An 11,643-nucleotide genomic window follows, 5' to 3' on the forward strand; every position below is an offset into this window, starting at 1 on the left:
ACTTCAAGCTCTAAACGATCATTTTGCACATCAATGCCTGCTGTCAACACGACGGCTTGTTCTGGTGCAAGGGGATACTCTTCGCGTTTTGCATAAAGGCTGTCTGGATCAACAACTTCGCCCGTTCTGTCCTCCCATGGCTCTCCAAGCACTGTATTGACAAAAGGCTGTAGAAGAGCTGGATCATCTTTGGCATTTAAAAACTCTCTTGCACATTCTCCCCATGTAAGCCAAGGTGAATAGAGTGCCGAAATATGATAAGAGCGCAAATTGGGTCTGCTTGATTCACTGGTTGGGACCCAGCATGCGCCTCTTTCTTCACACATGAGATCTGTTTTTCGGTGCTCGGCATGTTCATGACCACAATGGGCACAAACAAAAACAGCTTTTTCAGGAACCCCTTTCGGCCATTTGATTTGTGACCAAACAATCGGCTGGAGTGTACCACATGCATCACAAGGCACGTTGTAATATCGCTGGTCTCCTAGTACAAAATCCTTGGCAATACGGCTTGTGTCACGGTGGGTAGGAGTGGACAATTTAAAGATCTTTCGTTGTACAAAGGTTGATGTGCGCTTTTCCGCAATCATCACTGGATCACCTTCGTTATCGACACTGAGAGGATAGGCATCCACCTCATCTAAAATCAGATAACGAATAGGCATGGAACGCAAACCAGCAGCACTGTTGGCTCCTGTAAGCATCAATGCCCCACCATCAAACTCTTTCGAAAACATGGTATTTCCGCTGTCACGTGCTCGTGCTGGGGCTATGCGTTCACTTAAAACTGGACTTGCCATAATCATGGGATCAAGCCGCGTCTTTGAAAGCTTTTTGGCTGTCTCAACGGTCGGCATGACATAAAGAGCAGGTCCTGGACTATAATGAATAGCATAACCGCAGAAGTTCAATCCTGCCTCTGACATGCCAACCTGCGCTCCTTTCATGACAATGGTTGTTTCAATCGGTTTGTGAGAGGAAAGATTATCCATGATTTCACGCAAATAGGGGGTCCGCTTTGTTCTCCACAATCCAGGTTCAGCACTTGCTACGGTGCTAAGGTATCTATTCTTGTCCGCCCATTGGGAAACCGTATACGGTGGGTCCGGTTGTCTTGCATCATTGGCATGGGAGAAAAATTCTGTAACAGCATTCTCATCCATTATTCATTCTTTGCTCGCCCCAAAACTCTCTCATTCTGGAGGTTGAGGATCATGATAAGGAACTGGAATATGAACAGCTTCAAGCAAAGCCTTTCGCATGTAATAATCAATGGCACCGATTAGGCTTGCAGCATCACATCCAACTTGTGCAGCAATGCTTGCACCAAATCGATGAGGAAAATTCAACATAGCGTCACGGTGTGCTCTTCCAAACTCACGCGCTGCTCTCTTGACTTCTTCACGGTCAACGGTTGTTTCGCGTAAGCGTTCAAGGGCAATCTTTTCGCTTTCAAGCGCAACTTGCATTCGCTCCAGTTTAATCTTGTATTCATTGGCACCCTCTGTAGAGACTTGTTTGATCTTTGTTCGCGGTTGGCCATCCGGTGCTAAAAATGGAGCAGGGCGTTTTGTTGGATTCTCATTCCAGATGCTTGTGGCAAGCGCTTCATTAACAGAACCATCTTCAAAAAGAGCCTTATCAAACTTCCCTGTCTTAAGACGAGAAACCACTGCATTAGGAGAAACACGCATCTTTTTGGCAAACGCACGAAGCGATAAACCTTTACGCGTTTTCTTATTCATAGTTGCTCCTTTCCTTCTTTTCTGTCCTAAGAAGGAGGCGGTTACGGCGTATTAGGATAAAGAGAGATTTACGGTACCAACTGAAAAACAAGATTTAATACGATAAGGAAATACTTAACACATTAAATTGTTATTTATCAATGTGTTATGTGTACAATGTACAGTCAATTTAAAAATTCTGTCGCTAGCGATAGTTCGCGCTCGCCTGCCCCGCAACGAAGCCAACCCGCTGGGAAGTACCTTTTTCATTGATTTTATTGATTTTTTTATGGAAAAAACAAAGCATAAGTGATAATCTGTTTTTAATATTGCAATAAGAATAGGTAATGCCTAAGCCCATAAGGATATGGAACATATAGATAAAGCGTGAGAACATGATCTAGCCTTTTTTATTAGCAGCGTATTCTTAACGTTTAAGTTGTCTCTGTATATTTTTGGTTAATCTTTCATTGGCATATTATGCAATAGCACTTGCAATTTCTGGCTTTGACATAACTTTAGCAATTGATGGTCCTTCTTGTTTTGCAATGGGGAATTGATCTCCGTCATCTCTTTGAAACACATTCCCTCCCATTTTCAAATCAACATGCTTTGGAAAACTGCCTCCCTTGATAAAACCATGGGGTAAGATTTCTTGTTTCTCAAACATTTTGTAAGCCACACCGCGTTTTGTTTCGTTTGCTTCAAAAAATTTAAGAGGTATTGGTGTTCCAGAACCAATGATATCTGTCTCAAAAAACCTTGCTGTCGCCTTTTCTTTAATATAAACACCTCTTCTTATACGCTTTATTTGGGCTGATGAGATGTCGGTAACTTGCTTTTCAGTAAAGCGTTCAACTTGTTTTGCTGAGGTGTTTAGAGTATTACGCAGAGCCCAATTAAGGCGAGGGGCTTGAAGGCTTGTGAAGGTATCTTTTGCCTGTTGAAGATACCATTTTTGGTGGATGATTAACTTCAACGTCTAAGCCTTTTTAAGAGTAGGTGTTGATGACTTGGAAACTTTAGATGCTTTAGGCTTTTCGAGAGAGGTTTCCTCTGTTACTGTTTCAGATGATATTTGGTTGGGTTCTTTTTCTATTTGCTTAATTTGTTCAACTCCCTTGTCGGGCTTTATTTTTGTTTTAACATCAACAAAGGGTTTAGCAGCATTTGCACGCTTGAGACGAGCGTAGACTTGATTGGATACCTCAACAAATGGATTATTGGGTGTTGATGGTTCAAAACGAACGGTGCTTTTATTATCGCCAACAACACACATTGGCTTCGTGATGATTGCTTTCATCTTCGCTCCTTTTGAGGCAATGAATTAATGACATCATTAGTCCAATATTGATTTTTATTCTGTGAAAAATTGATTAGTCAGAATTATCTAGAAAACAGGGCTTTCTAGCCATGCTTCAAGTTCACATTTTACTGAATTTTTGGGGATATTTTTGAATTTCAGACGCAATACAACTAGTACCGTGCTATCATTAAATACGATTTTTTACATCATGCCAACAAAAAAATCTATATTTTAGATTTTATAAATTATTGTGAAATTATTATAGGAAGGAAAAGCAATGACAGGTCCAGAAATATTAGATGCCATGTATATAGTATCAATGATAGTTATATCCCTCTTAACTATAGCATTTTGTTTGCCTGCCGCCTTTTGATTTTCATTAATAGTTTGCGGATCATATGCAATTACACGCTTTTGCAAAAAAATCGAGAGTGAGAAATTTTTCCAGATTGATGAGCTAAATATTAAGCTCGTGACGGGCTGCTGTTGCCAAAAAAGCAGATCTTGTTAAACCTCTCTTTTGTGCACAATTATCAATTGCACGTAAAAGCCCTCGTTCAATTGATATATTTGCGCGTATGACTTCTGAATCATTTTCAATAAAAGGAACTTGTATTAAAGAAGCTCCTTCTGACAAAGCTGTTTTGACAGATTCCCGTTGTATGACTTCTTCAAATTTTGAAGGAATAGGCACTCTATCTATATCTTCACAATAAAGTTGGAGTGCTTCTGTTGCATTTGCTATTAAATTTTCTTCCTCATCAGCAGCAGAAAAAAGTTCCTCAAAATCAGGAAACTGAACACCAAAAGCAGAGTCTTCATCTTTATGAACAAGAGCAAAGAGCTAACAAGATGTGTTAACGATTGATCTTCTATAACAAGATATTGTAATGCAGCATAAAGATTATACTGTCTATAGAGATGTTGTATTTCTTTGATAACCTCTTTCGTCTCTTCATAACAATGAGTTGCTCTTTCAATCCACCGTTTTTGTGCCTCCTCATTTGATGAAGGAGTAAAGTTATCATAAATTGCATTAGGTAATCCTTTTGCACATAGGTAATTGTTTTTCACTTCAAGATATTTTTGCGCAACATCATATTGGTCTTGATTGATTTCGCCTTGCAAATAAAGCCGCCCAATATAGGTACCGGAAAGCGGATTTTTAGCCTCTTCTATGGTCAAGCCAAAGCGTTTGGCACGCATTTCAATTGCCAATTTATCCATGGGTTCATGCGGTCTTTTTGCTCGTGAGATGCATCCTTTAATCCGAGGTCGTCCGCGTTTTGTACGTTTTTTTCTCTTTGTCATATGTTATCAATCAGAATGGGATAGCATCATTAAGAGATGCGCCATGATCAGCAGCACCTGAAGCGATAGCATAATTTTGAGAAGTAATGGGTGAAGGGGTAGGGGATGCTGTTTGATCTTTCTTTGCATCAAGCAAATACAACTCGCCTTTGAATTGTGGTAAAATAATCTCTGTTGTGTAACGGTCATGCCCATTTTTATCTTTCCATTTGCGTGTCTGTAATTTGCCTTCTACGTAAACCTTTAAACCTTTGTTTAGATATTGAAGTGCAATTTTTGCTAAATGTGGATTAAAAATCACAACTGAATGCCATTCTGTTTTCTCTACTTTTTGATTGGTTTTTTTATCTGTATAGCTCTCAGAAGTCGCTATACTAAAATTGACTATTTTTGCCCCAGAATTCATTGTTTTGCTTTCGGGATTAGCACCAAGGCGCCCGATTAAAGTCACTTTATTTAGCATATTTGTAGCCCCATTAGATTAGCAATTTATACATACAAAATCTTAGCATAATTTGCATATTTATTCAATTATTTCAAAATGATATTATTGTTTTTTAATATATAAAATTATGTTTACGGTGTATAAAATAAGGAGATCAAGGTATTCTATTCTGCAAGCACCGTTTTTTTTCTACTTTCTCCATGAGTTCATTGCACTTTGTCAGATCTTGTTGTGAAAGAGACTTAAAAATTCTAACAAACGTGTTAGAAATTTTATGGTTAAGTGGGGCAGAAGAGTTCATTGTAAAATTCTTACGACAAATATTTGCTATCTTTTCTCAAGATAGAGGCCGTTTCTTTATAACTATTGGGGAAAATTAAAACGACAAGCGCTAAACTTATTAGTTTTAAGAGTCTGTGCAAATACTGTTGTAAATCACGTGTTAGTTTCACCCAACCCGTTGTATCATCATCTTTATATTTGGGGTTACTCTGCAATTCAGAAGGAATATTAGAATTGCATAAAATTGCAAAAATCGTTGTGACTATTACCAAAGAAACAGACGCGAATGTCAAAATACTCTGAATAAAGTCAAGATTTTTTTTAATTCCTAAAAAACATAAAAATATAAAAGTTATAATGCCAAACAAGGCTCTTAACTGCTTATCTGTAAAAATATTTATTTCCTGCGGCTTTCGATAATTTTTTGATCTATTTATTGATCTCATCTATAAGAGGTTCGTAATTCAGAACGCTTTTCGGAATAGCACCACCGTAAACCCATGCTTTCATTTGCGCTTTGGTACTAAAATCCGCATTCTGGTGTGGTATAATACTGGCCGCCATCAAACTTTTCACATTCTCTTGTACCGTCTTCATATTTGTAGAGGTTGTAAAAATACTCTGCCGCTCCGTCCCCCCAAGGAACATAATCAACAGTTGTTGCAACAAACTCTTTTTGCATTGGCTGTTTACGCTTTTTAAAGGACAGGTTCTTTTAATATTCTCATGTTTTGAGTCCATAATTTTACCAATTGGTCTATTTACCTAAAATTTGACCGTACAGAGCGTTTTGTGTTTTTAATTGTAGTAAAAAAACTTCAAATCTCTTTATACGGTGCTTTTTTGTCGGTTTAAACACATATCTAATCCCAAAATGATCAGCGCTTTTCACTAGTTTACTAACCTGCAATGTTTTTCACTGTTCCCCCCAAGACCATTTAAATTCCTTCAAGCTTTTGCTTTTCAATCAACGTGAGTGGTCTTGAATTCTCTCTCATTGCCTTTTCTTTCAGCCTTTTTTCACGGGAGTTCAAAACAGCCTTGCGTACACTTTCGGCTTTTGAAAGAAGGGTGTTTTCTACTGTCTGGCAATAAGTTAAAAGTTCTCCACAAGTTGGCATAAATGTTTTTGATATCCCAATTGCTTGACCCGTTACGATATTTTCGACATCCTTTTTCATAGCATATGACGAAATGCGGTCCAGCATCATGCCATAGGATAAAACGACGGCTTTGGTGTCTGTATTCGCAGAGACTTTCATGCTTGAGAGTAGGAAAGAAGTTTGCTCAATTTGCTTAACTGAAGCTTTCACAGAAAGCAACGCTTGTAGACGATTCAAGCATCTAAGGTTTGTGCCTCCTCTTGTTTCGTCAATGTATTCCCAGCTTTCAGCGTCAATCGATGCCCCGGACTGATCATTTCCATAATCTTCTCCAGATGAGAGATGATCTCTGAGTTCGTTGAAGCCCTCTTCAAGCTGTTCTGTGAAAGTTTTCTGAGTGAATTTTCCATAATGACCACCTAACCGTTTTTCCTGTTCTAATCTTGCTTTTTTCTTTGCTAGCATTCCGATAGAGCTTGTGACCCAATTGTACCAAGTCCTTTGCCAGTCCCGTTTGTTTGCATTTTTATTTGGATTTGCTATCCAGTAATTTGTGAACCGTTTGAACTCTAACAGCGCCTCATCATGGGGTAAGCCTTTATCGATTGCGTATTGCAAATTAGGTTCAAAATTCTCAGGTAAGCGAAAATCATCTTTTGATTTAGTCCGCTTCGCTTTTTGGGGAACGTTCTTTTGCTTGTGAATGGGAGGTTGGTTTTCTACATCCGTTGTGATTTGCTCTGGTTGGCTTCCGCAAGCATGAATCTCTATTGACTCATGAACCTGTTCGTTTGTTTGTAAATTTTCAGAACAAATTTCTTTTTTGCTAATACGATAGTATTAGTTTTTTATTATAACTGTTATTGTTTATGTTATATATGGGCATCATTAAGCATACCACAAGCATCATTTGTATGTTTATCCCATCTTGCCTACGCTGCTTTCTTTGCTTTCTCTGATAACGTCTTTGACCGTGACGTCTTCGATACCTTCTCTAAACTCTCATTAGAGTTATTGAGTTCTTCTTCAACTTTTAAACTCCATAAACACCCATCGTCTAAACGTTCGATATGACCTGTGCTTATTAAAACTTCTAACGCTTTCATAAACATTTTTACTGCACAGCCAGTGTAATCATCCTGGATCTTCATATTATTTAAAAGTGGTTTTCTAGTATAAAGCATTTGCAAGCGTAACTTTATGTAAACTTTGCACTCAAAGGGAGATAAACAAGCAGGATCAAGAATCCATTTATCTGCAAATAACCTCCGTCCACGGTAATTTATTGGACATGTATACCCCCTTCTTTCATTAAATATAAAATTGCCAAAGCATCTGCTTCGTTGTCGTCACAAGGCGCGTGACCTTTTGCACGCATTGCCTTAATCATTTCTGCTTTTGAGGCATTTCCTTTGCCTGTCGTTGCTTTCTTAATGGTACCAACGGGAATGCCTTCATACGGTATCTGATGATGTTCACACCACGCCGTTAATGTTGCTAGAAAGCCTCCGTAAATATGAGAAGCGTTTGTACCCACATGCCGGCGCACCTCTTCAAAATACACCGCGTCAATTTCATCAACGGACCTCTTTAGTTCAGTAAGCCACCGTTTAAAGCATAAATAACGCATACCACCGCCTTCAAAACGGCGTGATTGAAAATTTTCTGTATCGCTTGTTATGTGACCATCTGCACCACGTATCGCCCAGCCTGTCTTGGTCCCTAGATCAAGACATAAAATAGTTTGTGCGTTAGTGATCATAATCCCCCTTAAGGCACTACGTATTTATGCGTGCGCATGGTGACGCGTAATCTATTAATTTGATCTCTTTATTTAATGCTTGTTTAAGAGTGTGAATGATACTGTTGATGTTCATTACTATCTGTAGAAGCAGCAATAAAAGCAGATTGTGAAGATAATTTAGAATCACATGATTGCGTCCTATAAAAAAACGAGAAAAAGTTTTCTGCCTTAATCGATGCTCCAATTCTTTTGGCTTCATTCAAAAGAATTGTGATATGTTTTGTTGGAATTCTCCCACCAGTTCTACCTTTTGATATAGGACGGAGCCAGGCATACACGCGTGTTCTACGAACCCCACCTACAGATTTATTATTTCCGAAAATTGTTTTATAGCACATTGTGTAGCGATTATAAAAACAATATCAAGAAGGAAAATTTATAATAAAACTACATGTTGCTAAATTAGAAAATGACGATTGTATACAACGTACCTACAATAAATATATGACAATAAGTATCTCGCAATGGTTACAAAATGCCTTATCTGAAGCTAGATTAAGCCAATCAGAGCTTTCAAGACAGCTAACCGCTTCTTTAGGTCGCTCAATAGATCGTGCTGCCGTCAATAAAATGCTAAAAGGAACAAGAGATATTTCTGCTCGAGAATTATTAGAAATATCAAAGCTTACCGGTGCTTTTATTCCCACTAATCACTTAGTTCCTTTGATCGGATCTGTAGGAGCCGGAGGAGAAATAATAGCAATAGATTCTGGTTGTCTAGAAGAAGTAGAAGTCCCACCATCTGCTCCTAAAGGAACTGTTGCTGTTCGCGTGGTAGGTGATTCTATGTTTCCAGCCATTGAAGAAGGAAGTCTTCTTTTTTATTCCTATCATTTGCCACCAGAGGATCTTATTAACAACCGCGCTATCATAAAAACTAAATGTGGGAAAGTTTACATCAAAGTATTACGTCTCGGAAAAGAAAAAGGGAAATGGGTTTTATCCAGTATAAATGGAAAATATGCCGATATCGTAGATGTAGAATTAGAATGGTGTGCACCTATCGACTGGATTAAGCCAGCCAGAATATGAATTAATATTTTTATACTTCTCTTCAAGCAAGCCTTTAGTTTATACTTTTTAAAATCGCTACATTTCTTGTTGATTATGTTTTCAAAGTCGCTACATTGGTGTCTATAAACCACGCACAAACAATCGCCAAGGGATGTTAGGGAGGAAAAATTATGGAAAATCCAATTCTTATAAATTCCAATGAAATTTTATTAGTTGTCTACGATGATGATCAAAACATTGGTCGTTCAGGATCACTGGATGAAAGCCAAGTTCTAAAAATTATTGACGAGGCAAATGATGAAATCCAAATCTTTCGCATCAATCCTTCTTAAAATAGCTGCGAAGATATCTCTGAAGATATCGCAGAATTTTATCTTAGAGAACGTGAAGAACAGTGTTTTAACGGAAACATACCTCATGACGTTATTTTACACATCACAGCATACGTTTTTTTAGACGATATAAAACAGCATGAATATGACGATGCAATGTATGATTCTTACGAAGTATGATTCTTACGAACAACAACACCGTTTGCATCCTTGTGATGTGCTTTAAATTCTGAAGGGCGCATTTAAAAGCGCGCCCCCTTTCATTCATCAATCCCATCAACATGAGGTTCGTAATGGAAAAGCCTATTGCTATCCAGCACAATACAATCAAACACGAAACCGTTCCAACGGTTAACGCACGTGATTTACATGAATTTTTGGAAATAGGGAAAGATTTTTCTACTTGAATTAAGAATCGTATTCATCAATATGAATTTGAAGAGGAAAGTGATTTTATAAAAACACAAGATTTGCGGTCCACAAAATTGGGGAGCGCAAAATCTAGAGCTGTTACAGCCATAGACTATCACTCACATTAGACATGGCAAAAGAGCTTGCCATGGTAGAGCGTAATGAAAAAGGTAAACAAGCCCGTCAATATTTTATTGAATGTGAACGGCGTGCAAAGAAACTTTTAGACCTTGCAAACGCTTTAGAGGACCCTCTCTTTGTGAAAAAACTGCTTTTAGAAAGCAGCACACAATTAGAGACCTTAAAAAGTGAAGTGAGTACCCTTAAACCAAAGGCAATGGCTCTTGAAAGCTAGAGCGTCATAATGGACTCCTCGGTCTTACAGAAGCCGCTAAAATACTCGAGATACAACCAAAACAATTCATTCTCTTCTTACAGCAAAAAGGATGGTTTTACAGACGAGCAGCAGGTGGAAATTTGCTACCGTATCAAGACAAAATCCAAAAGCAACTTATGGATTGTCCGACCATCCACTTCAAACCGCAAATGGAATAGAAAAAGTTGTACCAGCAGCAGAAGGCATTGATGTGCTGTTTCAAGAGCTTATAAAGACAAAGCATGCATTAAGAGCAACAATCATAGAAAAGAAATACGAATTTACTGATGAAATAGACATTCTTTATCGTCGCCTAGTTCGTCGCATGCGTGCACTGAGAGACTTTGGAAACGCTTGTGTTGAATCCAATGCACATATTTTCGATAATACGCAAGTCTACGGAATAGCCGAAATTCACGGCAATGCAATATTTGTGAAAAAGCTCATATTGGTGGTGATGCTGTTGTATGTGGTAACAGATGTATTTCAAGCAACACACATATTAGTTGTAATAGAAAAGCCCCGAACATATCCCTAGAAAAAGACAGAGCGTATAAGCTCTTTCTAACAGCCAAACCAGCCTTTTAAAACATGCGTGATTCACGCCACACGTGAATTGCGCGTAATGGAGAAAATCAAAATGAGTGAACAAAACACTAACCTAATAGAAATTGAAGAAACACATCATTTAGCCGTCGAATAAACTGCTATGGAATGTATTTTTAATAAAGCATTAGAAAGTGACGTTAGTATTGACCGCTTAAAGCGTCTTCTTGATTTAAGAGAAAAAGAAATAGAACGACAAGAGCGCCAAAACTTTGTCCGTGACCTTTCGGCTATGCAAACAAAATATCAAAATATTGAAAAAACTCTACAATCACCCATACAAACAGCAAATACGCTATGCTTGATCAGTACATTGACGCTTTAAAGGACGGGCTTGCAAAATACAACTATATTAAACAGAAAAAAACGTTACCATAGAAATAATTCTGCCTCACCCTTCAGGAAATAAAATCTAAACAGAAGGAACATTTCCAATTGACAGTACAGGCTCTAAAAATAGCATACAATCAGTTGGTTCCACACTTACCTACGCACAGAGATACCTGTTAGGCATACTTCTTAATGTAGCAAGTAAAGAAGACGATACAGATGGTCAACCGCAAACCAAAGAAGGCGATATAAATAATCAAAAAGTTTCCTCTAAACAGATAAAGCAAATCGAAGAATTAATTAAAGAAACAGGGACAAATGAAAGTAGTCTTCTCTATTTCGCAGAAGCAGAAAAACTAACAGATATGTCTTGTGAAAAAGCAGAATTGGTTTTGGGCATTTGGAAAGAAGAAAAAATATTCAAAAAGAAAAAGCTCTACAATTGCCCCCATCACAAGAGCAACAAACGGCGGTGTGAGATGGAGCAACGAATAGCAGAATGATTTTCAAGCAAGTCTAGGGAAAGTCACCGCATCAAACATTTACAACATACTCAATAAAACTACAAAAGGATTGCCTACGAGCAAATATGAAGACTA

Annotated in this window: 10 protein-coding genes and 8 pseudogenes; 6 read left to right on the forward strand and 12 right to left on the reverse strand. The window is 38.1% G+C overall.

Annotated features, from left to right (window positions below; translation table 11 throughout):
• The 12 genes and pseudogenes from ACFINA_RS08835 to ACFINA_RS08890 all read right to left on the reverse strand — a co-directional run.
• Positions 1 to 1,163, reverse strand: a 1,163-nt coding sequence (locus tag ACFINA_RS08835; protein WP_375615439.1) for a phage terminase large subunit family protein, incomplete at its 3' end; no start/stop codon positions are given.
• 30 nt (positions 1,164 to 1,193) lie between these two features.
• Positions 1,194 to 1,745: a hypothetical protein gene (locus ACFINA_RS08840; RefSeq protein WP_375615440.1), complete on the reverse strand. Its 552-nt coding sequence runs from the start codon at positions 1,743 to 1,745 to the stop codon at positions 1,194 to 1,196.
• A 406-nt stretch (positions 1,746 to 2,151) separates the two neighbouring features.
• Positions 2,152 to 2,703: pseudogene (locus tag ACFINA_RS08845) on the reverse strand (hypothetical protein).
• A gap of 3 nt (positions 2,704 to 2,706) precedes the next feature.
• On the reverse strand, positions 2,707 to 3,027 hold the full coding sequence (locus ACFINA_RS08850; protein ID WP_375615441.1) for a hypothetical protein: 321 nt from the start codon (positions 3,025 to 3,027) through the stop codon (positions 2,707 to 2,709).
• Positions 3,028 to 3,487: 460 nt separating this feature from the next.
• Positions 3,488 to 3,871: pseudogene (locus ACFINA_RS08855) on the reverse strand (type II toxin-antitoxin system HicB family antitoxin); the annotation flags it as partial.
• Positions 3,775 to 4,341, reverse strand: a complete 567-nt coding sequence (locus tag ACFINA_RS08860; protein ID WP_375615442.1) for a hypothetical protein — start codon at positions 4,339 to 4,341, stop codon at positions 3,775 to 3,777. The pseudogene ACFINA_RS08855 and the gene ACFINA_RS08860, both read right to left, overlap by 97 nt.
• A 10-nt stretch (positions 4,342 to 4,351) precedes the next feature.
• A complete protein-coding gene (gene ssb / locus ACFINA_RS08865; protein ID WP_375615443.1) occupies positions 4,352 to 4,804 on the reverse strand; it encodes a single-stranded DNA-binding protein in 453 nt (150 codons plus the stop codon).
• Between the two features lie 323 nt (positions 4,805 to 5,127).
• Positions 5,128 to 5,463, reverse strand: a pseudogene (locus ACFINA_RS08870) (hypothetical protein); the annotation flags it as partial.
• Between the two features lie 34 nt (positions 5,464 to 5,497).
• Positions 5,498 to 5,750, reverse strand: a pseudogene (locus tag ACFINA_RS08875) (hypothetical protein).
• Positions 5,751 to 6,006: 256 nt separating this feature from the next.
• Positions 6,007 to 6,789 carry a hypothetical protein gene (locus tag ACFINA_RS08880; RefSeq protein WP_375615444.1) on the reverse strand — a complete coding sequence of 261 codons (783 nt, stop codon included), beginning with the start codon at positions 6,787 to 6,789 and terminating at the stop codon, positions 6,007 to 6,009.
• Positions 6,790 to 7,103: 314 nt separating this feature from the next.
• Entirely contained in the window at positions 7,104 to 7,277 is a 174-nt protein-coding gene (locus ACFINA_RS08885) for a hypothetical protein (RefSeq protein WP_375615445.1), read from the reverse strand.
• 176 nt (positions 7,278 to 7,453) lie between these two features.
• Positions 7,454 to 7,933, reverse strand: coding sequence for a crossover junction endodeoxyribonuclease RuvC (locus tag ACFINA_RS08890; protein WP_375615446.1), 480 nt, complete (start codon positions 7,931 to 7,933; stop codon positions 7,454 to 7,456).
• Positions 7,934 to 8,419: 486 nt separating this feature from the next.
• On the opposite strand from ACFINA_RS08890, the gene ACFINA_RS08895 reads away from it, so the two are divergent.
• The 6 genes and pseudogenes from ACFINA_RS08895 to ACFINA_RS08920 all read left to right on the forward strand — a co-directional run.
• Entirely contained in the window at positions 8,420 to 9,007 is a 588-nt protein-coding gene (locus ACFINA_RS08895) for a helix-turn-helix transcriptional regulator (protein ID WP_375615447.1), read from the forward strand.
• Between the two features lie 152 nt (positions 9,008 to 9,159).
• Positions 9,160 to 9,547: pseudogene (locus ACFINA_RS08900) on the forward strand (hypothetical protein).
• 181 nt (positions 9,548 to 9,728) lie between these two features.
• Positions 9,729 to 10,359: pseudogene (locus ACFINA_RS08905) on the forward strand (phage antirepressor KilAC domain-containing protein).
• A 458-nt stretch (positions 10,360 to 10,817) separates the two neighbouring features.
• On the forward strand, positions 10,818 to 11,039 hold the full coding sequence (locus ACFINA_RS08910; RefSeq protein ID WP_375615448.1) for a hypothetical protein: 222 nt from the start codon (positions 10,818 to 10,820) through the stop codon (positions 11,037 to 11,039).
• A 136-nt stretch (positions 11,040 to 11,175) separates the two neighbouring features.
• A pseudogene (locus tag ACFINA_RS08915) lies at positions 11,176 to 11,280 on the forward strand (ERF family protein); the annotation flags it as partial.
• Positions 11,281 to 11,523: 243 nt separating this feature from the next.
• Positions 11,524 to 11,643 (forward strand): annotated as a pseudogene (locus tag ACFINA_RS08920) (exonuclease); the annotation flags it as partial.

It is taken from the genome of Bartonella sp. AC10YNML, assembly GCF_042196825.1.
Taxonomy (GTDB): domain Bacteria; phylum Pseudomonadota; class Alphaproteobacteria; order Rhizobiales; family Rhizobiaceae; genus Bartonella.

What these genes read in the sequence shown, in the direction of transcription:
- ACFINA_RS08860 (WP_375615442.1), bottom strand. Translation starts at nt 4,341, where the DNA reads ATGACAAAGAGAAAAAAACGTACAAAACGCGGACGACCTCGGATTAAA.
- ACFINA_RS08840 (WP_375615440.1), bottom strand. Translation starts at nt 1,745, where the DNA reads ATGAATAAGAAAACGCGTAAAGGTTTATCGCTTCGTGCGTTTGCCAAA.
- ACFINA_RS08885 (WP_375615445.1), bottom strand. Translation starts at nt 7,277, where the DNA reads ATGAAAGCGTTAGAAGTTTTAATAAGCACAGGTCATATCGAACGTTTA.
- ACFINA_RS08895 (WP_375615447.1), top strand. Translation starts at nt 8,420, where the DNA reads ATGACAATAAGTATCTCGCAATGGTTACAAAATGCCTTATCTGAAGCT.
- ACFINA_RS08850 (WP_375615441.1), bottom strand. Translation starts at nt 3,027, where the DNA reads ATGAAAGCAATCATCACGAAGCCAATGTGTGTTGTTGGCGATAATAAA.
- ssb (WP_375615443.1), bottom strand. Translation starts at nt 4,804, where the DNA reads ATGCTAAATAAAGTGACTTTAATCGGGCGCCTTGGTGCTAATCCCGAA.
- ACFINA_RS08910 (WP_375615448.1), top strand. Translation starts at nt 10,818, where the DNA reads ATGGAATGTATTTTTAATAAAGCATTAGAAAGTGACGTTAGTATTGAC.
- ACFINA_RS08890 (WP_375615446.1), bottom strand. Translation starts at nt 7,933, where the DNA reads ATGATCACTAACGCACAAACTATTTTATGTCTTGATCTAGGGACCAAG.